Below are 23,313 nucleotides of genomic sequence, written 5' to 3'. Positions count from 1 at the left end.
AAACATGAAACTGGGGCTGGCATTCGATCCGGGCCAGTATGCGTACTGGCAAGAGCGGATCACCTCAACGCTGTGTGATCTCGTTCCTGATCTCGTCACCGTTGATTGCAGTACCCGGGAAGCGTTCGACCGTCATGCACCCGAGGTGATCGTCGGGCACGAGAGCGAGGCACTCATCGCCTGTCTGCAAGGCCCTCCGACCCGGCTGAAGTGGGTCCAGATCATGAGTGCTGGTCTCGACCGCACACTCGGCGTCATCGGCAATGCCCCCGTCCCGTTTCGCATCACCAACGTACGAGGCATTCATGCCGAGGCGATGGCCGAATACTTGCTGGCGGTCCTGCTGTACTTCGAGAAACGGCTTGGCTTCTTTGGCGAGTGCAAGGCGCAGAAGCGCTGGTCGCGTTCATCGTTGGGACAGCTCGCCGGAAAACGCCTGCTCGTCTGCGGTGCAGGGGGGATAGGACGGCGCGTAGGCGAGGTCCTGGCGGCCGTTGGCGTCGAGGCCGAGGCGATTGCCAGAACACCCGGACCACGTGCTCCTTTCAACCGGATCCATGGCCTGGCGACACTGCCCGGGATCGTCGGCGAATTCGACTATGTGTTCTGCGCCCTTCCCTTGACCACCGCGACCCGTGGCGTCTTCAGCCGTGAAGTCATCCAGGCCATGAGGCCTGGTGCCATCTTCGTCAATATCGCGCGTGGCGAGATGGTGGATGACCAGGCGTTGATCGACGCGCTGGCATCCGGACAACTTGCCGGGGCGGCGCTGGATGCCTTCAGGGACGAGCCATTGCCACCCGATTCCCCATTATGGGACGTACCGAACCTCCTCATCACGCCGCATGTCTCGGGTCGATTCGGCGCCGGCCATGAGCTAGGGCTGGCCGTGCTCCGGGACAACATGTCCGCCTACCTGTCCGGTGCCCCCCTGATAACCGAAGTCTTCCCCGAGAGAGGCTATTGATGTCTTATCGTGACGATCCATCCGACGAGATCGATGTCCTGTTCATCGCGGCCAATACGCGCTCACTCGCGGTCAATCGTGGCTCCCTGGTCCGGGCGTTGCAGGACCGAGGCCTGAGCGTCGGCGCCCTGGTGCCGGACGATGACTTTCTGCAGGACGTTCATGAGCTGGGCATCACGACATGGCGCTACCACCTCGAGCGACACAGCATGGGCTTGAGGGGGGAGCTGTCCAGATTCCTGCACCTGCGCAAGTTGATCCGGGAGATCGCTCCCCGCGCGGTCTTCGCCTATGCCGTCAAGCCGATCATCCTGGGAATCCCGGCGGCGAGGCTGGCCGGGGTTCGGGAGACGTACTGCCTGGCCACCGGGCTTGGCTACCTCTACGGCACCCACGATCGACGAACCCGGATCATTCGCGCGCTGGTGACTTACTGCTATGCCCTGGCGGGCGGCTTGAGCAAGGCATTCTTCTTCCAGAACCCCGATGACCGCGCCGAGCTTCAGCAGAATCTCCTGTTTCGTCACCTTGCCCGCAGTGTGGTCGTGAACGGCTCGGGCGTGGATCTCGACGACTATCCCTATGCCGAGGCACCGACTGAGCCGATCACCTTCCTGTTCATGGGGCGGTTCTTGAAGGAGAAGGGCATCGATGACTTTGTCGAGGCGGCAAGACGCCTGTCTCGCCGGTATCCGGCGGCCGAGTTCGTTGCCTTGGGTGATGCCGATGGGGCCTTGGTCAACTCCATCAGCACAGCGCAGATCGAGGCGTGGCATGAAGAGGGCATTGTCCGGTTGCCGGGCAAGGTGAGGGATGTGCATCGCTACCTGAAGAGCGCTTCGGTGATGGTACTGCCCTCCTACTACCGAGAGGGAATACCGCGCAGCCTGCTGGAAGCACTCAGCACCGGGCGTCCCGTGATCACCTGCGACTCCCCTGGCTGTCGCGAGACCGTCCAGGAAGGCGTCAACGGATGGCTAGTGCCACCCAGGGATGCCGAGTCCATCGCGGCGAGGATGGAAACGTTCCTCAACGACCCGGGGCTGGTCAGGGAAATGGGCCACAACGGCCGCAAGATGGCAGAGCAGAAGTTCTCCATCCACCTCGTCAACCAGCAGATGCTGTGCGAAATGTCGATCGCGCACGCCCTGGAACCGTTGCAGAGCTCGACATGAGGGGGGGCGATGCACCGCATGTGGCCACCAGGCGCATGAAGCGGTGCAGCGTACGAAGATGCCGGGAGGGGGCACGAGGGCCATGAACCCGAAACATTCCCTGCTGAAGCTGTTGCGGGACTCGGCGCCTGGCGGCATTCACTGGGCACTGCGAGGCGGCGAGGTCGGACTCGCAGCATGGCTGGAGTCCGCCTCCGTCAAGGATGTGGACCTGTGGGTACACAGCGAGGAGATCAAGGCATTCGCCAGGGCCCTGTCGCCCCGGGCGGTGAGCATCATTTCGCTGGAATCCGACCCGCGCTGGCTGCGACATGTCGTGCTCGTGATGACGGCGCAGTTCGGTGGTCAGCTGGTGGACATCACTTTCGGCGATCTCAAGGTCGGCGGAGCACTCACCTGTCGTGAGTCATTGATCACCACCCGGCAGGGCCCTGATGGCCCAGTGCTTGCCGGCGTGGCAGCCGTGTCTGACCTCCTCCTGCGCAAGCTCCTGCGAGGCAAGGCACCTGACAGGGCACGGATCGCCGAGGCGAGAGCGCACTGGCTGGCAGCCCCTGGCGAGACGCGGGAGGCGTGGCTGAGTGACCTGGAGCTGACATTCGGCAAGCGGCTGACCCAGGACGTCCGGGCGATCCTGAACGGGCGGGTCATCACACGCCAGTGTCGACTCGCCTTTGTGCTGGCAGCGGCACGGGCCTCCCTGCGCCATAGCGGCTTGCCGCTCATGGTGCGCCGCCGCCGCCGTATGGTCATGGGACGGCGGCGCAGGATCCTGCTGAAGCGACCGGTGGCACCGGTGCTGTTCCAAGTGAGCGGGGTGCAGGGCGACCAGGTCACATCCCTCCTCGAGGAGGTGCTGCAAGGGCTGGGGGTCGCGACGCAGCATCTCGCCGGGCGTCCCGACGCTAACCGGCTGGACAGCCTTCGGAGTGTGGGAAGGTGCATCAAGGCGGGACTGTACGGTCATGCCCTCATCGTCACCGGCGACGGAACCGGCATTGCTGCCGCGCGCGCGCCCTTCACGATTCTGACGTGGCCGTTCGGGCGAGTCATACGCATCCTGACCCCCGGGCCGGCAACCGCTGCGACGCCCCGGCCGCCCGGCACGATCCGCCCTGCGGATCACCATGCCGACACGCTTGGCTGGCCCATGACCAGGGCCGATATCACCGAGAACTATTATCTGGCGGCCCACCGTTGGTATATCGACGATATGGCGGCGGCACGCCAACTCACGGCGGCCGACTCCACCGTCGTCGATCCTGCCACTTCGGAAGCTCTCAACCCCGAAGTGTAGACGCCTCCCGCTCAGGGCTGCGTATGTCAGAGCCGCAATCTCCAATCACCATGATCGATGGAACTTGACACTGTTTCGTCAAGACGCCGGTAGGCGTTCATGGAGCGACTGTGAGATCCGCGCGCGTTAATGAGTCGCGCTATTCCGATCGACTACCTCCCGGGATCTGCCCGTCAATGGAGATTCGGTCCCTGGTGTCGTTGGTCATGGGCGAGTAGGTGGCATGGAAGAATACCTGGAGAGCATCTCATGAAGGCGACCGTGAAACGCGGCTTTGACGTGGTCGTCTCGGGGGGGGCAATCGTGCTCCTGGCACCCTTGATGTTGCTGATCTCCCTGCTGATCAGGCTGGATAGTTCGGGGCCGGTGCTTTTTGCCCAGAAGCGAGTCGGACGGGACCTGCGAGAATTTCGGATCTTCAAGTTTCGCACCATGCTGGATCGCGATCCCGAGTCGATCGATCAATTCTCCGAAGGGGTGATCTGCTCGGGTCAGGATCCTCGAATTACCCGTGTGGGGCGGATGCTCAGGGCAATGAGTCTCGATGAACTCCCCCAGCTGTTCAACATCATGAAAGGCGACATGAGTCTCGTGGGTCCGCGCCCGATTCTTCGGGAGCAGGTCGAGGTGGTTCCCGAAATATATAGGAAAAGGTTTTCCGTTCGTCCGGGACTCACCGGGCTGGCACAGGTGCAGGGCCGGCGCAGCCTTGGCTGGATGGAACAGCTTGAGTTCGATGCAAATTACGTCGATAGGGCGAGTTTTTTTCTCGACCTAAGGCTGATCATGATGACTGCTTATGTCGTCATCGCCTTCAAGGGAATCTACGGTGGGAGTGGGAAGAATTGGCGGGAATATCGTGAAGAATTACGCACACGACATGCGAGGGATTCGGAATGAAACACCTGCATTTCAAAATGATCACGGCGATGCCGGAGGTGGCGCGGCATGCCGAGGCCTGTGGGGTCGATACCATTTTCATCGATATGGAGATTCGCGGTAAGTCGGAGCGACAGGGACACCTGGATACGCAAAAGAGCGAGCACACGACGAATGACATTTCGCGCATCGCCAGGGTCCTGACGCGTGCCGAATTGATGGCTCGCATCAATCCTCCCTGGGAGGGTACGGCCGCGGAGGTCGAGGCCGCGATAGCCGCCGGGGCTGGCCGGCTGATGCTGCCGATGTTCCGCACGTGCGATGAGGTGGCGGAGTTCAAGTCCGCGGTGGCCGGCCGGGTGCCGGTGACCCTGCTGGTGGAAACCGCCTCGGGCTTGGCCAGGCTACCCGTGATCCTGCCGCTCCTGCAGGTCGGTGACCGGGTACACTTCGGCTTGAATGACCTCTGTATCGACATGGGCCTCGACTTTCTCTTCGAGGTCCTAGGGGGGCGACTGCTGGACGGTCCGGCTGCGCTCTGTCGTGACGCAGGTGTGCCTTTCGGCATTGGAGGTGTCGGACGCATTGGCATGGGCGATGTGCCCGCAGACTGGATCATCAGCGAACATGTACGGCTTGGTTCCGAGTGGGTGATCCTGTCACGTGCCTTCCATGGCGGTGCGACTTCGCTGGACAGGCTTGTCGACCAGCTCGACCTGGCGGCGGAGCTGTCGGCGATCCATCAATGCTACAGGGACCTGGGGGCCGCCGATTCGACGCTACTGAGGGAGTACCAGAGGCGCCTTGCTTGCAAGGCCGCCGAGATCGGCAGGCAGCGGTCGAGCGCGCGGTGGCTTCAGGCATCATGACACGGAGGGGCACGTCTTAGTCAATGAAATACCCGAGCCGGCTTCTTGTTTTGCGCCATGATTGCGACATGCGTCTTTTTCGCTCTTCACTGGATGGTATGTAAACATGAAGATAGATGTTGTCTTTACTTGGGTGGATGGTAGCGATCCCGAATGGATAAAGAAAAAAGACAATGCCCTGCGGGAAGCGGGGCGGTTGAGCGAAAAGGCCATCGATAAGTCCAGGTGGGATAATAAAGATGAGCTCAAGTATGCGTTAAGATCTATTCACAAGAACATGAGGTGGGTGAATAATATATATATTGTAACCGACTCCCAGAAGCCTTCATGGCTTGATGAAACCCATCCAAGGATTTTCATGGTGCCTCATGCCGATATTTTTCCAGATAACGAGGTCCTTCCTGTCTTCAATTCCAGGGCAATAGAGGCCTGTCTACATAAAATCCATGGCCTTTCAGATATTTTTATTTATTTCAATGACGATATGTTTGTTTGTAGAAAAACACCCCGTGGGTATTTTGTCATGGAAGATGGAAGGTTGAAAAGCTGGGCAATGAAAAAGCAGCCAATCCAGGCGGGTGATGTTGATAGATATAAGCATGATAGTTATGTTTCGGCCGGGGTGAATGCCGCAAACTTGATTAGAGAGAAATGGTGCTTCAATACCCTTTACAGAATGGCTCATGCCCCCTATGTGGCTAGAAAGGAACTAATGGAGTCGTTGGAGAGGGATTATATTGAGCAGTTTGATGCGACAAGAAAGGAAAGGTTCAGGTCGTACAGGGATATCCCTCCGATAAGCTTTTTTTATCCCTGGTACTATCACTTTTCGGGAGAGCAGGAGGTGGAGGTCATTCGTCGATTTTCCTCGGTTAGTAATACCGTGACATTATCAAGGTGGCGGTCGATCCTGAAGCTCCCTTATCTTGTTCTCATTTCTCCTCGGTTCTTGAATTTCAATGATGGGAAGGGTGGTGTTCCTCATGTGTTAAGAGGTGTTATTGCAAAGGTTGCGCTTTCGCTTCTTTTCTTCAGGCGTGCACCATGGGAGAGATGAGGGTGGGGCGTAAGCCATTGGCGTCTCTGAGCGAGTGGCTGCAATGCCCTCCGGCTTCTCGTTTCGGTCACTGATATCCCTTCAACAACGCAATGTTGGCGAGGTCGCGTTCAGCGGCTGACGAGGCGGTAGACTCGCTTTCCGATGAGGGGGGCGTGATCGCTGTGAGAGTCTCCAGGCCGCCCCGAGGACTGTGCGCCTGCCATATCAGGTCGACGATCGGTCCCTGCGGCTGATAGGAGGTGGGGGAGTCGAGCAGTAGCTGACGAATCTGTTCGATATCCCCTCTCTCGACAGAGAGCTGTAGCTGGATGAGCAGGGCGTCCAGCTGCATCCATTTCCAGCAGGTTTCGCGAGCACTGAGAATGCGGGGGTGGCGGGTGGGGGTGACATCGGTGCCGACGAGTAGCTCTTCATAGAGTTTTTCCCCTGGGCGCAAGCCGGTGTACTGGATCTCGATGTCGCCACCGGGGTGGCTGTCATCCTTCACCTCCAGACCGGAGAGGTAGACCATTCTCCTCGCCAGCTCGGCAATCTCGACGGGGCTGCCCATGTCGAGCACGAAGACATCGCCTCCCTTGCCCATGGCGCCGGCCTGAAGCACCAGCATGGCGGCTTCGGGAATGGTCATGAAGTAACGGGTGATCGCCCGGTGGGTGACGGTGATCGGCCCGCCCCTGGCAATCTGGCTGCGAAAGAGCGGGATCACCGAGCCGGACGAGCCGAGCACATTGCCGAAGCGGACCATGCAGAATCGGGTCGTGCTCTGTTCCATCGACAGCGCCTGGCAGATCAGCTCTGCCAGGCGCTTTGTCGTGCCCATGACATTGGTGGGGCGGACCGCCTTGTCGGTGGAAATCAGGACAAAGGTCTCGACCCGCGCCGAGATGGCGGCACGTGCGGTTTCCAGGGTGCCGAAGACGTTGTTGCGCACTCCCTCGATGACGTTGAACTCCACGATGGGCACATGCTTGTAGGCGGCAGCGTGATAGACCGTCTGTACCTGAAAAGCACGCATCATGCCCTCCAGCCTGCTGCGCTGTTGTACCGAACCCAACAGTGGCTCGATGATATCGGGCAGGTCCTCCAGGCAGGCGATCTGCCTCAGTTCCGCCTCGATGGCATAGAGGGAATACTCGCAGTTATCGAGCAGCACCAGGCGTCGGGGCCGCAGGCGCAGAATCTGTCGGCACAGTTCCGAGCCAATGGAGCCTCCGGCGCCGGTGACCATGACCACCTTCGCGCGGATATTGGCATCCAGCAGCTCCATCATGGGCGGCACCGGGTCGCGGCCGAGCAGATCTTCGACGGCGACGTCCCTGATGTCCTGGATAAGCGCTCGTCCGCTTACCACGTCCTCCATGCCTGGCACCGTCTGGATCGGCACGCAGAGTGGTGCCAGCGTCTCGAGGATCTCCCGCCGTCGAGCGCGAGTGGTGCTGGGAATGGCCAGCAGGATGCGTTCGACGCTGTAATGGTTGATCAGGTGGTGCAGCTCCTGCGAGGGGTACACTTGTAGCCCTTCCACCTGGGTGCCATGCATCCCGCGCCAGTCGTCCACGAAGGCGACCGGCAGGTATTCGCCACTCTGGCGGAGCAGGGCAGCCAATTGTGAGCCGCAGGCGCCGGCGCCGTAGATCGCCACGCGGGTCCTGCGGCCGGTCGCCTGAAGGTGATAGAGCGTGCGCAACAGGTAGCGGACCCCGCCCACCGTGAGCATCGCCAGGATGCCATAGATGAGCAGCGTCGTGGACGAGAGACTCAGGCCGGTGAACAGCGAGACGACATGGAACACCAGCACCGAGCTGGCCACGCCCAGCAGCAGCGCCTTGAGCGAACCCATGTTCAGGTAGCTGTAGCGAATCACCGTACGGTAGAAGCCCAACTGCACGAGCACGAAGAGCGAGACGGGAATCCCCAGCAGCAGGGCGCTCCAGGTCTCGGGCGCCAGCAGCGCGGCCAGGCTGTCTTGCTTGAGGACCAGGGCCAGACAGAAACTCGTCGAAAGCAGTAGGGTGTCGACCAGCAGCTCGATGCACCGCTTCACCCTCCTGTGCAGGCGAAAGACCTTGGCAAGAAGCTGTTCCATGAGTCGTCCTTTGGTGGCCTACCCGCTAGCACTGTGTTCAGGCTGGCGCAGCATCCCGTCGATAGTTGTTCCGCTCGTCCTGGCGTTCGAGGCCCTCGTTCTCTCGTGCTCGGCCCATGCTCCCGACGGGCCAAATAAACTCGGAAGCACCGCGGTTCTGGAGAGGTGCTTCGTGAGGCTGCGTGAAGTTTTGTCTAGAAACGTATTTGAGCTTAGGGGAGAGCGGTTGGCGGACCAAGATGGTTTTCATGACATTGTCATGACGGGGATTGGCAACTGGAAGGCAGGAGTGAAATCATTCCGGGAGGTCCGGATGGTAATGCCCTGCGGATGCTGCCCCCGGTCAACTGGCAGGGCTTGCCAGCTGACCGGGGGGCTTGCAGGAGGGGGATGGCACGGTGGTATGGGTGTTACATTTCCTCATCCAGCCGACGCCCGAAGCAGGGCGACGAGGCGGGTTCGCGATCTGCGGTATCCTCGGCGTGCAGGGCGGCGAGCAGCGCCTCGCGCAGGAGCGGCAGGTGGGAGTCGTCGAGCTCGCGGGCAGCCGATAGCAGGGTCAGCCGACCCTGGCGGGCATGGCGCATCAACGGCAGCAGGCTGTCAGGATCGTCGCGCAGTTCGCCGCGATAGCGAGCGGCGAACACGGCGAAGCTGATCTCCTGCCGGTGGTACTGGCGGCGCAGCGCCGGTGAGGGGGAGGCGTCACGATACCAGTCGGTCAGCGCCAGGCTCTCGCGCCGCTTGCCTCGCGGCCAGAGGCGATCGACCAGGACCCTGGCGCCGTCCTCGGACGCGGCGGGGCGGTAGATGCGCTTGAGGACGATATCGTAACTCATGACCGGATCTCCTCCTGCAGGCCGGCCAGCGCCTCGCGGGCCTGGGGTTGCCAGTGGCCGGGCAGGTCGGCGGCCCGCTCCAGGGCCCGGCGTGCGGCGGGCAGATCCCCCTGATGGCGCAGTACCAGGCCCAGGTTGAGCCAGGCCACGGCGAGTTCCGGCTGGACCGACACGGCGCCTTCGAAGGCCTGGATGGCCCCCAGGGCATCACCCGTGGCATGTCGCGCATTGCCCAGGGCGAAGTGGCCCATGGCCGCCCGGGGAAAGCGCTCCACCAGGGCCTCCCAGGCGGGCAGGGTGGCCGCTGCACCCTGTACCCGCTCGTAGGCGGAGATCGCCGCCACGGCGCGGTCTTCGGCGATCCCCTCGGGGAGCGCACCGGGTGGCAGGGCGACGAAGGCCCAGCGATCACTGCGGGCCCAGGTGGCATCGAAGCGCCGGAAGGACTCGATCCGTTCGGGCTCCTCGCCACTGTGCAGGATCAGCTCGTTGTCGTCCAGGTCGTAGCCGATGGCCACGGCATAGTGCCACATCGGCCAGGTCGGCAGCGCGAGGTTCTGCATCACCACCACCGGATGGCCGGCATCGATCTCGGTCAGCAGCGCATCGAGGCGGCTGTCGATGACGAAGGGGATGCGGCCGTGACGGCGTACGGTGGCGAGCATCTCGGGCTGGACGCTGCCCTCTCGCCCGGGCAGGAAGACCTGGGGAATCAGGGTGTCGACCTCGACGTCGACGCCCTCGGCGTTGAGGACCATGGCCAGGGAGGCGGGACCGCACTGGTAGTCGCGCTGGGCATGGAAGGGAACGTCCTCGATCAGTGCCTGGCGGGGCAGGCGTTGGTGGGTGGACTCGGCCAGATGTGGCGTGGTGGCACAGCCGGCCAGCGTGAGCATCAGCAGCAACAACGCGAGAACGCCCGCTGAGCGGGCGTTCCATGGGGTGCCATGAGTGTGCTGCCGTGAACGGCGTAGTGTCATGGGGCTCCCCGGTCAGCGCGTGAAGGGGAAGACGTTGGTCAGGCCGAGGATATCGGTGACCAGCAGCACGAGGAAGATCAGCACCAGCGCACCGACGATATTGGCGCCGGCGGGGAGCTGGTCGAGCTGGTCGGCCATCTGGGCGGCCTCCTCGTCGGACAGGGCGGCGACGCGGGCTTCCACTTCCGCGAGATCCACGCCCTGGGCGACGAGCTGTTGCTGGACGTCGTCACGGGCGAGGATCTCGTGGATTCGCTCGCGGTCGGTCTGGCCTCGTTCGGCATTCAGGGCCGCCTCGGTGGTGATCAGGTCACTGCCCGGCGTGGCGTGAGGGGCCGCGGCGACAGGGAGGCTGCCCAGCACCAGGGCGGCGATGAGCAGGGGGCTGAGGAAACGGCAGATCTTCTTCATCATCGTGGTGTTCCTTCTTCTTGGGTTTGGCTTCCGGCTCCTTGATGATCCACGCGTCGCGTCCAGGCGAGGCAGCGGTCGAGACGTGCTTCAGCGATGCGCTACCAGTATAGGCAAAAATGGCCTGAAGTTTCATGCCCTTGGCATCAACGGGGGAGCGTGAAGGCAGCGGGCGGGCATGAGCCGCCATGTCAATCGTCAGGCGATACGGTAGGAGGAGGGCAGTTCGGCGAGCAGCCCACGCCCTCCGGCGAGGGTCAGGGCGAGGTCGTGCAGGCCGTCCTGGACCGGCAGTGGCGAGGCGCCCTTGATGGCGAGGTCGAGGCGCTGGGCGAACAGCAGCAGCTTGTGCAGGCGCTTTCTCGGCAGCCGGCCCAAGGCCTGCTGGTAGGCCGGCCGACGCTTGTCGAAGATCGCCGGTTTCTGCGACTTGCAGGCGTGCTCGAAGCTCTGTCCCTGGTCCAGATGCTGGTGCAGGGAGAGCAGGGTGCGCAGCTCGCGGGTCAGGGCCCAGAGCACGATGGGGGCCTCCACCCCCTCGCCGCGCAGGCCGGCCATGATGCGGGAGACCCTCGCTCTCTCGCCCTTGAGGCAGGCATCGACCAGGGTGAAGACGTCGTAGCGGGCGCTGTCCTCCACCCCGCCGGCGATCTCCCGGGGCGTGATGCGCGCGCCGGGGGGGGCCAGCAGGGCCAGCTTCTGCAGCTCCTGGTCGGCGGCCAGCAGGTTGCCTTCGGTACGCTCGCCGAGCAGCCGGGCGGCATCCAGCTCGAGGGTGAGCCCATGGCGTTCTGCCCGGTCGCGCAGCCAGAACCCCAACCTGGAGGCATCCACCGGCCATACCGGCACGAACAGGCCCGCCTTGTCGAGGGCCTGGAACCAGGCGCTCTTCTGCTGGCGGAAATCGAGCTTGCCCATGGCGATCAACAACACGTTGTCGCTGTGTCCGAGGTCGTCGGCGTACTCCTTCAGCGCCTTGCTGCCCTCCTGCCCGAGGTTGTTGCCGGCCAGGCGAAGTTCGATCAGCTTGCGCGAGGCGAACAGCGACAGGCTGGCGGAGGCTTCCCGCAATCGTCCCCAGGCGAAGTTGGCCTCCACGGGCAGGATCTCGCGCTCCTCGATGCCCGCCTGCCGGGCCGCCTGTCGAACGGTGTCGCACGCTTCCATGTGCTGCAGGGGTTCGTCGCCGGCGACGATCACCACTGGTGGCAACTTCTTCGTCAGCGCCTCGGGCAGCTTGTCGGCATAGATCTTCACGAGCGCTCCTGGATCCGTCCCGTCATGCGTCGGCCAGCGCCCGGAGCCGGTCGAGGAGACGGTCGGCCGCCTCCCGGCGAAGCTGCTCGCGGGTCTCCTCGCGGATGTCATCCTGGGACAGCAGATCGTCGTCGCTTACCGTGACGCGGGTACTGACCTCGAGCCGTTGCTGGTCGAGCAGATAGGCGCCGTCGCTGCGGCGCTGCACCGAGAAGGGCACCGACAGCTCCAGCTCCACCTCGCGGGGACCACTCTCGAGCACGCTCAGGCGCCGCTCACGGAAGGCCTCGTCGCCCAGGCTGAGGACCAGGGGGGCGCCGGTGTGGACCCGCGTGCCGGCGGACGCGAGGCGTTCGGCGGTCAGCCGCGAGAAGTCGCTCTCGGGCCCGGCGAGCGCGAGCTCGGGGAGCACAGCCTCGGGGGTGCCCAGGCCGCGCAGGCGAAAGCCGCAACCGGCCAGCGCCAGGGAGGCACCGACGGCCAGTCCGAGGTGTAGAAGGGTTCGGCGCTGCATGCGAGCTCTCCTTGCCGTGATGGGCATCAGCCGACGACGATATTGACCAGCTTGCCGGGCACCACGATCACCTTGCGGATCGTCTTGCCCTCGGTATGGCGCTGCACGTTCTCGGCGGCCAGTGCCAGGGCCTCGATGGCGGCCTTGTCGGCGTTCGCGGCCACCTCGATGCGGGCGCGCAGCTTGCCGTTGACCTGCACCACCAGCTCGATGCTGTCGCGGGCCAGGGCCGACTCGTCGAGCACCGGCCAGGCGGCGTCGATGGCCGGCTCGTCATGGCCGAGCTCGCGCCACAGGGCGTGGCAGGCGTGGGGGGTGATCGGCGCCAGCAGCAGCACGCAGGCCTCCACGGCCTCGCGGGCCACGGCCAGGCCCTGGGGGCCGGTGTCGTCGAAGCGCGCCAGGGCGTTGGTGAGCTCCATCACCGCGGCGATGGCGGTATTGAAGGTGGTCCGCCGGCCGATGTCGTCGCTCGCCTTCCTGATGGTCTCGTGGGTCTTGCGCCGCAGTTCGCGCTGGACGTCGCTCAGGGCATTGACATCGAGCGCGCCGGGGTTGCCGGCGTCGAGGTGTTCGCCGACCAGGCGCCACAGCCGCTTGAGGAAGCGGTTGGCGCCCTCGACGCCGGAGTCGGACCACTCGAGCGACTGTTCGGGCGGGGCGGCGAACATCATGAACAGGCGCACGGTGTCGGCGCCGAAGCGGTCGATCATCGCCTGGGGATCGACCCCGTTGTTCTTCGACTTGGACATCTTCTCGATGCCGCCCATCTCCACCGGCTGGCCGTCGGCGACCAGGACGGCGCTGATCGGGCGGCCCTTGTCGTCGCGCCGGACCTCGACGTCGGCGGGGTTGAACCACTCCTTGGCGCCGTTCTCGGAGGTGCGGTAGAAGGTCTCGGCGATCACCATGCCCTGGGTCAGCAGTTGCTGGAAGGGCTCGTCGGAATCGACCAGGCCGAAATCGCGCATCAGCTTGTGGAAGAAACGCGCGTAGAGCAGGTGGAGGATGGCGTGCTCGATGCCGCCGATGTAGAGGTCCACCGGCAGCCAGTAGTTGGCGCGCTCGTCGAGCATCGCCTCCGGGTTGTCGGCGCAGCAGAAGCGCGCGTAGTACCAGGAGGACTCCATGAAGGTGTCGAAGGTATCGGTCTCGCGCACCCAGCCGTCACCAAGCTCCGAGAATTCCGGCATCTTCTTGAGCGGCGAACCGGAGGCGTCGACGGTGACCTCCATGGGCAGCGCGACGGGCAATTCGTCGTCGGTGAGCGGCACGGTCTGGCCTTCCGGGCCGTACTTGACCGGGATCGGCGCGCCCCAGTAGCGCTGGCGCGCCACGCCCCAGTCGCGCAGGCGAAAGTTGGTCTTCACCTCGCCACGACCGAGCGACTCGAGCTTGGCGGCGATGGCCTCGAAGGCGGCCTGGAAGTCGAGGCCGTCGAACTCGCCGGAGTTGATCAGCGGGCCGTAGTCCACGTAGGCGCCCTCGGAGAGGTCCGGCGCCTGGCCGCTCTCGTCGGCGATCACCGCCTCGATGGGCAGGCCGTAGCGGGTGGCGAATTCCCAGTCGCGCTGGTCATGGCCGGGCACCGCCATCACCGCACCGGTGCCGTACTCCATGAGCACGAAGTTGGCCACGAAGATCGGCACCTCGCGGCCGGTGAGGGGATGCACCGCCACATGGCCGGTGGGCATGCCCTTCTTCTCCATGGTGGCGAGCTCGGCTTCCGAGGTGCCGCCGTGGGAGCACTCCTCGAGGAAGGCCGCGAGCTCGGCGTTGCCCTCGGCGGCCGCCTTCGCCAGCGGGTGGCCGGCGGCCACGGCCACGTAGGTCACCCCCAGCAGGGTGTCGGGGCGGGTGGTGTAGACCGAGAGCGGCTCGGCGGCGCCGCCCTTGAACTCGGAGCCTTCAGCGGTCTTGATATCAAAAGCTTCAGCGGTCTTGATATCAAACGTGAGCTCGACGCCGCGCGACTTGCCGATCCAGTTGCGCTGCATGGTCTTGACCTGCTCGGGCCACTCCACCTCGTCGAGATCGGCCAGCAGCTCCTCGGCGTAGTCGGTGATCTTGAGGAACCACAGCGGGATCTCCTTGCGCTCCACCGGGGCCCCGGAACGCCAGCCACAGCCGTCGATCACCTGTTCGTTGGCCAGCACGGTCTGGTCGACCGGGTCCCAGTTGACGGTGGACATCTTCTTGTAGACCAGGCCCTTCTCGAGCAGCTTGGTGAAGAACCACTGTTCCCAGCGGTAGTAGTCGCTGTCGCAGGTCGCGAACTCGCGGCTCCAGTCGTAGGCGAAGCCCAGCGCCTTCAGCTGGCGGCGCATGTAGTCGATGTTGTCGTAGGTCCACTTGGCCGGCGGCACCCGGTTCTGGATCGCGGCGTTCTCGGCGGGCATGCCGAAGGCATCCCAGCCCATGGGCTGCATGACGTTCCTGCCTTGCATGCGCTGGAAGCGCGAGATCACGTCACCGATGGTGTAGTTGCGCACGTGCCCCATGTGCAGCTTGCCGCTGGGGTAGGGGAACATCGACAGGCAGTAGAACTTCTCGCGGCGGGCATCCTCCACCGCCTTGAAGCACTGGTTCCGGTCCCAGAACTGCTGGGCGTCGCGCTCGATCTCGAAGGGCTTGTACTGTGCATCCATCGCTGTCTACGGGTACCTTGCAAGTCAGGCGCACCGCTCGCGGGCGCTGCGCGGGTCAATGGGCATTGTCCGGTGTCATGGGCTCGGCGCCAGGATGCGTCAAGACATTGAACTGCCGGCAGGATGTCGTCTAAATGGTAGGCAAGGATACCCCAGCACGGCAGCGCCCGGCTATGCCCGGGCCCGTCGCCTCGAGAACGGAAGGAGCAGATCATGAGCGAGCAGAAGGATCCCCGTCACGACCGCCGCCTGCGCGAAGGCTACGAGCGCATGCTGGACCGCCTCAAGGAGGGCGCCCACGAGCTGACCTGGGAGAACCTGCAGCAGGAGCTCGACGACGCGGTGGAGTTCGAAGCCGAGCTGGAGGAGTTCACCAAGGACGAGCTGTCGCTGCTGCGTGCCTGGGTCGAGCGCGACCTCAAGGAGATGCGCCGCTACCTGGGGGCCGGTGGCGAGAGCGTGGCGACCTGGCTCGGCATCGATCTCTCCATGCTGTCGCGCAAGGTGGTGGAGTCGCTGCTCTCCATCGCCGACCGCAGCGTCGTCGAGCGCGAGCAGTTCGAGGAAAACCTGGAGGCCGCCCGCGCCGACTACTGCGTAGGCGAGATGGCGGCCCCCGGACGCATGGCCTGCGTACACTGTGGTGCGGTGGTCACCCTGGAGGGGGTGGCACGCATCGAGCCCTGCCACCAGTGCGGGCACCGCTATTTCGCGCGTGCGCCGCTGGAGTGATCCCGCGCCGGCCTACAGCCAGGCATCCAGCCCCAGGATGGCGACGACCACGAGGGCGGTCATCACCGCCGCATAGCCGAGGTTCTGGCGCATCATCCGCGTCCCGCTGACCCCGTAGCGTCCCTGCAGGGAGAGGTTGATGCCCGACAGGGGCCCCACGCTGGTACCCACCGCCCAGGAGGCCAGGGCCACGAAGGCGAACAGGGTCTGACGGCCGGCGTCGAGTTCCAGTATCGAGGCGAGTACCGAGACGCCGATGATGGGGTGCAGGCCGAGGACCGCGCTGGCGACGATGGCCAGGAAGCTCGCCACCGCCTCGAGGGGGCCGAAGCGGGCGAAGAGCGTCCACTCGCTGCCGGTGGCGGCGGCGATGCAGATCGAGAGCCCCTGGGTCAGCAGTCCGGCACAGAGGAACAGCGAGATCTCGCCGCGCATCGCCGGCAGCCGGCCCAGGGTGTGCAGGCGTACCCGTCGCAGCGTCCAGCGAGGCCCCCGCGGCAGGTTGGAGGCGAGCGCTACGGCCGGCAGCAGGAAGGTGATGATGCTGACGATGCTCAGGCCCGGCGTCAGCCCGTAGTGGAAGAGCATCACCAGCGCGGCCAGCGACGCGGGCATCAGCAGGCTCGGCGGCGACAGCGAGAAGCCTGGGGTTTCCGTGAGATCGAAGCGGCGCGACAGGTCCGCCAGGCTGAGCAGTCCGGCGCAGAGCGCCAGGGGCAGTCCGATGGCGACCACGGTCGAGAAGCGCATCTCGGGCGCCAGGGTCATCACCACCCCCATGGAGGCGAAGAACGGCGACCAGAGCGCCGCGCTCGACAGTCCCCGGTTGAGGGCGAGCAACTGGGGCATGGTCAGCGGGCCGTTGCGCTGCAGCCGGTCGCCGATCATGAAGACGGTGGAGAGGTTGAGGATCGCCCCGAGCAGGTGCACCCCCAGCCAGGTGCCGGCGATGCCGCGCCTGCCGGTCACCGGGTGGCCCAGTGGGCGGGCGTCGCCGCGGCGGTTGCCGATCAGTCCGATGAAGCTCACCCCCACCAGCATCGCCACCACGTAGCTGTTGCCGTCGAGCATGCGCGGCCAGGCGACGTCCGCGCCATATCGCCACTGCGCCACGACCAGCAGCCCCAGCCCGAGGCCGGCCAGGGCGCCGGCCTGGCGGCGGGTGCGCCGGGGCAGCTCGGGCCACAGCAGCAGTACCGCCAGCCAGAATCCGTAGCTCACCAGGTGCGGCAGGAGCGGCACCCCGGCGAAGCGCAGCACCTGCAGCACCAGGCCGGCGAGGATCAGGTGGCCGGCGAGGGCATGGCGGAGCGGGGGCGGGGTGGCACTGTCGGTCACGGTGACGGGAGCTCTGGAGGATATTCTGAGCAGACTAAACAATTCATCGGGTCTCCCGCCACTCCCTGGCGGCGGGTTCGCGGGCGGCCTCCAGCTCGTCGAGCATGGCCCGCGCGGCGTTGGAGAGGGTACGGCTCCGGTGCACCAGGTAGCCCAGGGGGCGGTGGATGGGCGGATGGTCGACCGCCAGCACCCGCAGCTCGCTGGTCACCAGGCCCTCGGGCAGCAGGCTCCAGCCCAGGCCGATGGCGCTCATCATCCTCAGGGTCTCGAGGTAGTTGGTGGAGAGCGCCACGGGCAGGGTCAGGCCGGCGGCGGCGAAGCGCGCCTCGATCAGGGTGCGGGTGAAGGTCAGCGCCCCGGGCAGTACCGCATCGAACTCGCAGAGCTCGTGGAGCGTCAGTCGTTCATGGTCGACCAGGGGGTGGTCGGGGGCACAGACGAAGCAGAGCCGGTCGATCCAGATCGGCACCACCTCCAGATGCTCGTCGGGGTGGGGGGCCAGGGTCACCACGGCGATCTCCAGCTCGCCGTCCAGCACGCCCTGGTAGGCCTGTTCGGAATCCAGGAAGTGCAGGTCCAGGCGCACCCCGGGGTGGCGGCCGGTATAGGCCTTGAGCAGTGGCGGCAGGCGGTGCAGGCCGATATGGTGGCTGGTGGCGAGCGTCAGGCTGCCGCCCACGTCGCCGGCGAGGTTGCCCAGCGCCCGGCGGCTGTCGTCCACCATCACCAGGATCTGCCGCGCCCGGGGCAGCAGGAGCCGGCCGGCCTCGGTGAGGGTGACGCGCCGGCCGATACGGTCGAACAGCCGGGCATCGATCTGGCCCTCGAGCACGGCGATGCGCTTGCTCACCGCCGGCTGGGTGAGGTGGAGCTGTTCGGCGGCGCGGGAAAAGCTGCCGCTGTCGGCCACCGCGAGAAAGGCCTGAAGGCTTTGCGTATCCACCGCTTCGCTTCTTATTCCTTTGTGGAATCCAATGAATAAATAACATGAATTGCTTTTATGGTCGAGCCGCGCAAGACTGCGGTCACAGGGGAAAACACCCAGCGCCAAGCGCCGAGGCAGCCCCTATGGGGTCAGACCCCGGCCAAGTCATGCAGCCTGTCGTAGTGCACGCTTCGAGCGGATTCGACACCGCTGGGGTCTGACCCCATAGGGAGCGCCAGCGCCGGGACAGCCCCACGACTTCGGGCAACATTTTGATGACCGACCAGATGAGAACAGGGCCCCGAGCCCGGGAGAACGACATGGCAGGCCAGACACTCTACGACAAGCTGTGGTCGCAGCACCTGGTGAAGGAGCGCGACGACGGTACCGCACTGATCTACATCGATCGACAGTTGCTGCACGAGGTCACCTCACCCCAGGCCTTCGAGGGCCTGCGGCTGGCCGGTCGCAAGCCGTGGCGGCTCGACGCCAACCTGGCGACCCCTGATCACAACGTGCCGACCACCGTGATCGAGCGCGCCGAAGGCAATGCCGGGATCAAGGATCCGGTCTCGCTGATTCAGGTGCAGACCCTGGACGACAACTGCGAGGCCTTCGGGATCGAGGAGTTTCGCATCAACGATGCGCGCCAGGGCATCGTGCATGTGGTGGGCCCCGAGCAGGGCGCCACGCTGCCGGGCATGACCGTGGTGTGTGGCGACTCCCACACCGCCACCCATGGCGCCTTCGCCGCGCTCGCCCACGGTATCGGCACCTCCGAGGTCGAGCACGTGCTGGCCACCCAGTGCCTGCTGGCCCAGAAGATGAAGAATATGCAGGTACGGGTGGAGGGCAAGCTCGGTACCGGCGTCACCGCCAAGGACATCGTGCTGGCGATCATCGGTCGCATCGGCACCGCCGGCGGCACCGGCTATGCCATCGAGTTCGCCGGCAGCGCCATCCGCGATCTCTCCATGGAAGGCCGCATGACGGTGTGCAACATGGCCATCGAAGCCGGTGCCCGGGTGGGCCTGATCGGCGTCGACGACACCACCATCGAGTACCTGCGCGGACGCCCCTTCGCCCCGACCGACCAGCAGTGGGACGCCGCCGTGGCCGACTGGCGCCAGCTGGTCTCCGATGACGACGCCGCCTTCGACAAGGTGGTGACGCTCGACGCCGCCACGATCGAGCCGCAGGTCAGCTGGGGCACCAGCCCCGAGATGGTCACCGGCATCTCCGGCGAGGTGCCCGATCCGGCGGCCCAGGCGGACGAGACCGTGCAGCGCGGCTATGTGCGGGCGCTGGAGTACATGGGGCTCGCGCCGAAGCAGAAGATCACCGATATCCGGCTCGACAAGGTGTTCATCGGCTCCTGTACCAACTCGCGCATCGAGGACCTGCGCGAGGCCGCCAAGGTGGCCAAGGGCAAGAAGGTGGCCGACAGCATCAAGCTCGCCATGGTGGTGCCGGGTTCCGGCCTGGTGAAGCGCCAGGCCGAGGCCGAAGGGCTCGACCGGATCTTCGTCGAGGCGGGGTTCGAGTGGCGCGAGCCCGGCTGTTCCATGTGCCTGGCGATGAACGCCGACAAGCTCGGCGCCGGCGAGCACTGTGCCTCCACCTCGAACCGCAACTTCGAGGGACGCCAGGGTTACGGTGGGCGTACCCACCTGGTCAGCCCCGCCATGGCGGCGGCGGCGGCGATCGCCGGTCACTTCGTCGATGTGCGCAGCATCGACGACTCTCAACCGTCCGTTCAGGAGGCCTGAGCCATGCAGAAGTTCGAACGCCTCGAGGGCCTCGTCGCGCCGCTCGACCGCGCCAACGTCGACACCGACCTGATCATTCCCAAGCAGTTCCTGAAGTCGATCAAGCGCACCGGCTTCGGCGTCAACCTGTTCGACGAGCTGCGCTATCTCGACGAGGGCCAGCCCGGCCAGGATTGCTCGAAGCGCCCGCTGAATCCCGATTTCGTGCTCAACCAGCCGCGCTATCAGGGGGCGAGCGTGCTGCTGGCCCGGCGCAACTTCGGTTGCGGCAGCTCGCGGGAGCACGCGCCCTGGGCGCTGGAGGACTTCGGCTTCCGGGTGGTGATCGCCCCGAGCTTCGCCGACATCTTCTACAACAACGCCTTCAAGAACGGCATCCTGCTGATCTCCCTCCCCGAGGAGACGGTGGATCGCCTGTTCAAGGAGGCCGAGGCCAGCGAGGGGTATCGGCTCGACGTGGACCTCGAGAACCAGCGGGTCATCACGCCGTCCAGCGAGATCCTCGAGTTCGAGGTCGATGCCTTCCGCAAGCACTGCCTGCTCGAGGGACTCGACGACATCGGCCTGACCCTGAAGGACGAGGACGCCATCCGCGCCTTCGAGCAGCAGCACCGCCAGGCGCGCCCCTGGCTGTTCCGTGACAACCAGAGAGAGGCATCATGAGCCGCAAGATTCTCGTTCTCCCGGGCGACGGCATCGGTCCCGAGATCACCGCCCAGGCCAGCCGTGTGCTGGCCGCCTGCCAGGCCCGAGGCCTCGACGTCGAGGTGGAGGAGGCCCTGGTGGGCGGTGCCGCCTACGACGAACACGGCGAGCCACTGCCCGCCGCGACCCTGGAGAAGGCCCGGGCCGCCGACGCCATCCTGCTGGGTGCCGTGGGCGGCCCCAAGTGGGACCGGCTCGAGGACCTCGCCAAGCGCCCCGAGAAGGGGCTGCTGGGCCTGCGCAAGCATCTCGGCCTGTTCGGCAACCTGCGCCCGGCGATCCTCTACCCGCAGCTCGCCGAGGCGTCGAGCCTCAAGCCCGAGGTGGTGTCGGGGCTCGACATCATGATCGTGCGTGAACTCACCGGCGGCATCTACTTCGGCCAGCCCCGTGGCATCGAGGAGCGCGACGGCGAGCGGGTGGGTTTCAACACCTATGTCTACTCCGAGTCCGAGATCGAGCGTATCGGTCGCGTGGCCTTCGAGATGGCCCGCAAGCGCCACGGGAAGCTCTGCTCGGTGGACAAGGCCAACGTGCTCGAGGTGACCATCCTGTGGCGCGAGGTGATGGAGCGCCTGGCGCCGGAGTATCCCGACGTCGAGCTCTCCCACATGTACGTCGACAACGCCGCCATGCAGCTGGTACGGGCACCCAAGCAGTTCGACGTGATTGTCACCGGCAACATGTTCGGCGATATCCTCTCCGATGCGGCGGCGATGTTGACCGGGTCCATCGGCATGCTGCCCTCGGCCTCGCTCAACGAGAGCGGTCAGGGCATGTACGAGCCCTGTCACGGCAGCGCCCCGGACATCGCCGGCAAGAACGTCGCCAACCCCCTGGCGACCATCCTCTCGGTGGCGATGATGCTGCGCTATTCGCTGAACGAGCCGGCGCTCGCCGAGCGCATCGAGGCGGCGGTGGGCAAGGTGCTGGACGACGGCCTGCGAACCGCGGATATTGCCTCCGAGGGCCGGCGCACCGTATCCACCGTGGAGATGGGCGACGCCGTGCTGGCGGCCTTCCAGGGGCTGTAGGGAATGCCCTGATCTGCTTGTCGTTCCCGGACCCGCCTGCGAGGCGGGTCCGGTTCCTGTATAATATGGGCCACATTCAATTTCGGGAGGACTTCACATGTTGAAGGTCGGTTTCGTCGGTTGGCGCGGCATGGTGGGCTCGGTGCTCATGCAGCGCATGGTGGAAGACGGGGATTTCAATGGCATCGAGCCGGTCTTCTTCACCACCTCCCAGGTCGGTCAGGCCGGCCCCGACGTCGGTGTCGACGTGCCTCCGCTGAAGGACGCCTTCGATCTCGAGGCCCTCAAGGCCCTGGACGTGGTGATCACCTGCCAGGGCGGCGACTACACCAAGGAGGTCTACGCCGACCTCCGCGGCAGCGGCTGGAAAGGCTACTGGATCGATGCCGCCAGCACCCTGCGCATGGAGGACGAGGCGACCATCATCCTCGATCCGGTCAACCGTCACGTCATCGATGCCCAGTTGGCCGGGGGAGCGAAGACCTTCGTCGGCGGCAACTGCACCGTCAGCCTGATGCTGATGGGCCTCGGCGGCCTGTTCGAGGCCGACCTGATCGAGTGGATGACCTCGATGACCTACCAGGCGGCCTCCGGCTCCGGCGCCAAGCACATGCGCGAGCTGCTCAACCAGATGGGGGCGCTGCGTGACTGTGCGGCTGCCGAGCTGGCCGACCCCTCCAGCGCGATCCTCGACATCGATCGCAAGGTCACCGCGGCGATGCGGTCGGGCGACTTCCCCACCGACAACTTCGGTGCGCCGCTGGCCGGCAGCCTGCTGCCCTGGATCGACGTCAAGCGCGACAATGGCCAGAGCAAGGAGGAGTGGAAGGGTACCGTGGAGACCAACAAGATCCTCGGCCTCCAGGACAACCCGATCCCCATCGATGGGCTCTGCGTGCGCATCGGCGCCATGCGCTCCCACAGCCAGGCCTTCACCATCAAGCTCAAGCGCGACGTGCCCATCGACGAGATCGAGGAGCGCATCGCCAAGCACAACGACTGGGTCAAGGTGATCCCCAACGACAAGGAAGCGACTATCCGCGACCTGACGCCGGCGGCCATCACCGGGACCCTGAGCGTGCCGGTGGGCCGGCTGCGCAAGCTGGCCATGGGCGGCGAGTACCTCTCCGCCTTCAGCGCCGGCGACCAGCTGCTGTGGGGGGCCGCCGAACCCCTCAAGCGGATGCTGAGAATCCTGCGCGAGCAGTGATCGCGGGCGACAGCATCGGGGCGGGGGCGTCTCCTTCGGGAGGCGCCCCCTTCTTTTGTACGAGCGCCGGATTCGCGAGAACGCCTGGTCCTGGCTTACGTTGAAAGGCAGGGCATCAAGCATGATCCCTGACAGGCGCGCCGGTGCAGGTTTGTGATACATAAAGATCATAACGGGACTAATCATTTCGCCGGCTTCCCATCGACCCAGCGACGGTGATGCCGGGAGACGCAAGGGAACACCATGAAACGCAAGCTGACTCTCGCCATGCTGCTTTCGCTCTCTGCTGCCAGCCCCCTGGCGTCGGCACTGGGGCTGGGCGAGGCCGACGTGCGCTCGACACTCAATGCCCCATTGCGTGCCAGCATCCCCCTGTCGGATACCGGCGGCATGTCGTCGGGCCTGCTCAACGTGTCGGTGGCCGATGATCGCGCCTTCTCGGCCGCCGGCCTGGTCCGGACCCCGCTGGCGGCCAGCGTGCGGCTGGCCGTCGAGCAGCGCGAGGGCCGGTTGGTGCTGGATCTGACCACCGAGCGTCCCGTTCGCGAGCCCTGGCTCGATCTGCTGTTGCGCTTCGACTGGCCCGGCGGCCAGCAACTGCGTGAGGTGACCCTG

General features: G+C 65.2%; 21 protein-coding genes. 12 read left to right on the top strand and 9 right to left on the bottom strand.

Annotated features, from left to right (window positions below; genetic code table 11):
• Nucleotides 1–4 precede the first annotated feature (4 nt).
• The 6 genes from C1H66_RS01070 (at nucleotide 5) to C1H66_RS01045 (ending at nucleotide 6,244) form a co-directional block, all read left to right on the top strand.
• The gene (locus C1H66_RS01070) at nucleotides 5–967 is read left to right on the top strand and encodes a D-2-hydroxyacid dehydrogenase (protein ID WP_170064057.1); all 963 of its coding nucleotides are present in this window, start codon (nucleotides 5–7) and stop codon (nucleotides 965–967) included.
• Nucleotides 967–2,142 carry a glycosyltransferase family 4 protein gene (locus tag C1H66_RS01065; RefSeq protein WP_102626073.1) on the top strand — a complete coding sequence of 392 codons (1,176 nt, stop codon included), beginning with the start codon at nucleotides 967–969 and terminating at the stop codon, nucleotides 2,140–2,142. The genes C1H66_RS01070 and C1H66_RS01065 overlap by 1 nt, the downstream gene beginning before the upstream one ends.
• Before the next feature lie 82 nt (nucleotides 2,143–2,224).
• On the top strand, nucleotides 2,225–3,439 hold the full coding sequence (locus C1H66_RS01060) for a hypothetical protein (RefSeq protein WP_102626072.1): 1,215 nt from the start codon (nucleotides 2,225–2,227) through the stop codon (nucleotides 3,437–3,439).
• A 249-nt stretch (nucleotides 3,440–3,688) separates the two neighbouring features.
• Complete coding sequence (locus C1H66_RS01055) at nucleotides 3,689–4,339, top strand: sugar transferase (RefSeq protein WP_102626071.1); 651 nt, start codon at nucleotides 3,689–3,691, stop codon at nucleotides 4,337–4,339.
• Nucleotides 4,336–5,187 carry an aldolase/citrate lyase family protein gene (locus C1H66_RS01050; protein ID WP_102626070.1) on the top strand — a complete coding sequence of 284 codons (852 nt, stop codon included), beginning with the start codon at nucleotides 4,336–4,338 and terminating at the stop codon, nucleotides 5,185–5,187. Before C1H66_RS01055 ends, C1H66_RS01050 begins: the two co-directional genes overlap by 4 nt.
• A gap of 106 nt (nucleotides 5,188–5,293) precedes the next feature.
• Nucleotides 5,294–6,244 carry a Stealth CR1 domain-containing protein gene (locus C1H66_RS01045; RefSeq protein WP_102626069.1) on the top strand — a complete coding sequence of 317 codons (951 nt, stop codon included), beginning with the start codon at nucleotides 5,294–5,296 and terminating at the stop codon, nucleotides 6,242–6,244.
• A 67-nt stretch (nucleotides 6,245–6,311) separates the two neighbouring features.
• On the opposite strand, the gene C1H66_RS01040 is transcribed toward C1H66_RS01045, so the two are convergent.
• The 7 genes from C1H66_RS01040 to leuS all read right to left on the bottom strand — a co-directional run bounded on the left by C1H66_RS01040 (nucleotide 6,312) and on the right by leuS (nucleotide 14,982).
• Nucleotides 6,312–8,333: a polysaccharide biosynthesis protein gene (locus C1H66_RS01040; protein WP_102626068.1), complete on the bottom strand. Its 2,022-nt coding sequence runs from the start codon at nucleotides 8,331–8,333 to the stop codon at nucleotides 6,312–6,314.
• Nucleotides 8,334–8,743: 410 nt separating this feature from the next.
• Nucleotides 8,744–9,172 carry a DUF488 domain-containing protein gene (locus C1H66_RS01035; protein ID WP_102626067.1) on the bottom strand — a complete coding sequence of 143 codons (429 nt, stop codon included), beginning with the start codon at nucleotides 9,170–9,172 and terminating at the stop codon, nucleotides 8,744–8,746.
• Nucleotides 9,169–10,152, bottom strand: coding sequence for a PA2778 family cysteine peptidase (locus C1H66_RS01030; RefSeq protein ID WP_102626066.1), 984 nt, complete (start codon nucleotides 10,150–10,152; stop codon nucleotides 9,169–9,171). The genes C1H66_RS01035 and C1H66_RS01030 overlap by 4 nt, the downstream gene beginning before the upstream one ends.
• A gap of 12 nt (nucleotides 10,153–10,164) precedes the next feature.
• The gene (locus tag C1H66_RS01025) at nucleotides 10,165–10,563 is read right to left on the bottom strand and encodes a PA2779 family protein (RefSeq protein WP_102626107.1); all 399 of its coding nucleotides are present in this window, start codon (nucleotides 10,561–10,563) and stop codon (nucleotides 10,165–10,167) included.
• A 198-nt stretch (nucleotides 10,564–10,761) separates the two neighbouring features.
• Nucleotides 10,762–11,820 (bottom strand): DNA polymerase III subunit delta, encoded by a 1,059-nt coding sequence (gene holA, locus C1H66_RS01020; RefSeq protein ID WP_102626065.1) that lies wholly within the window; start codon nucleotides 11,818–11,820, stop codon nucleotides 10,762–10,764.
• 22 nt (nucleotides 11,821–11,842) lie between these two features.
• Entirely contained in the window at nucleotides 11,843–12,334 is a 492-nt protein-coding gene (locus C1H66_RS01015) for an LPS-assembly lipoprotein LptE (protein ID WP_102626064.1), read from the bottom strand.
• 26 nt (nucleotides 12,335–12,360) lie between these two features.
• Nucleotides 12,361–14,982, bottom strand: coding sequence for a leucine--tRNA ligase (gene leuS, locus C1H66_RS01010; RefSeq protein ID WP_102626063.1), 2,622 nt, complete (start codon nucleotides 14,980–14,982; stop codon nucleotides 12,361–12,363).
• A 213-nt stretch (nucleotides 14,983–15,195) separates the two neighbouring features.
• On the opposite strand from leuS, the gene C1H66_RS01005 reads away from it, so the two are divergent.
• The gene (locus C1H66_RS01005) at nucleotides 15,196–15,714 is read left to right on the top strand and encodes a zinc ribbon-containing protein (RefSeq protein ID WP_102626062.1); all 519 of its coding nucleotides are present in this window, start codon (nucleotides 15,196–15,198) and stop codon (nucleotides 15,712–15,714) included.
• A 12-nt stretch (nucleotides 15,715–15,726) separates the two neighbouring features.
• On the opposite strand, the gene C1H66_RS01000 is transcribed toward C1H66_RS01005, so the two are convergent.
• Both C1H66_RS01000 and C1H66_RS00995 read right to left on the bottom strand, forming a co-directional pair.
• Nucleotides 15,727–17,052 (bottom strand): hypothetical protein, encoded by a 1,326-nt coding sequence (locus tag C1H66_RS01000; protein ID WP_102626061.1) that lies wholly within the window; start codon nucleotides 17,050–17,052, stop codon nucleotides 15,727–15,729.
• Between the two features lie 43 nt (nucleotides 17,053–17,095).
• Nucleotides 17,096–17,998, bottom strand: a complete 903-nt coding sequence (locus tag C1H66_RS00995) for a LysR family transcriptional regulator (RefSeq protein ID WP_102626060.1) — start codon at nucleotides 17,996–17,998, stop codon at nucleotides 17,096–17,098.
• 302 nt (nucleotides 17,999–18,300) lie between these two features.
• Here C1H66_RS00995 and leuC point away from each other — a divergent pair, with 302 nt between their 5' ends.
• From leuC to C1H66_RS00970, 5 genes are all read left to right on the top strand, one after another.
• Nucleotides 18,301–19,749 carry a 3-isopropylmalate dehydratase large subunit gene (gene leuC / locus C1H66_RS00990; protein WP_102626059.1) on the top strand — a complete coding sequence of 483 codons (1,449 nt, stop codon included), beginning with the start codon at nucleotides 18,301–18,303 and terminating at the stop codon, nucleotides 19,747–19,749.
• A 3-nt stretch (nucleotides 19,750–19,752) separates the two neighbouring features.
• The gene (leuD, locus tag C1H66_RS00985) at nucleotides 19,753–20,412 is read left to right on the top strand and encodes a 3-isopropylmalate dehydratase small subunit (protein ID WP_102626058.1); all 660 of its coding nucleotides are present in this window, start codon (nucleotides 19,753–19,755) and stop codon (nucleotides 20,410–20,412) included.
• Nucleotides 20,409–21,488, top strand: a complete 1,080-nt coding sequence (gene leuB, locus C1H66_RS00980; protein ID WP_102626057.1) for a 3-isopropylmalate dehydrogenase — start codon at nucleotides 20,409–20,411, stop codon at nucleotides 21,486–21,488. The genes leuD and leuB overlap by 4 nt, the downstream gene beginning before the upstream one ends.
• Before the next feature lie 97 nt (nucleotides 21,489–21,585).
• Complete coding sequence (gene asd / locus C1H66_RS00975; protein WP_102626056.1) at nucleotides 21,586–22,698, top strand: aspartate-semialdehyde dehydrogenase; 1,113 nt, start codon at nucleotides 21,586–21,588, stop codon at nucleotides 22,696–22,698.
• A gap of 243 nt (nucleotides 22,699–22,941) precedes the next feature.
• A partial coding sequence (locus C1H66_RS00970) for a type IV pilus assembly protein FimV (protein ID WP_423133057.1) occupies nucleotides 22,942–23,313 on the top strand: 372 nt, incomplete at its 3' end.

This window comes from Halomonas heilongjiangensis (assembly GCF_002879645.1).
In the GTDB taxonomy this organism is placed as follows: Bacteria; Pseudomonadota; Gammaproteobacteria; order Pseudomonadales; family Halomonadaceae; genus Halomonas; species Halomonas heilongjiangensis.
This window is presented reverse-complemented; position numbering and strand designations above follow the sequence as displayed.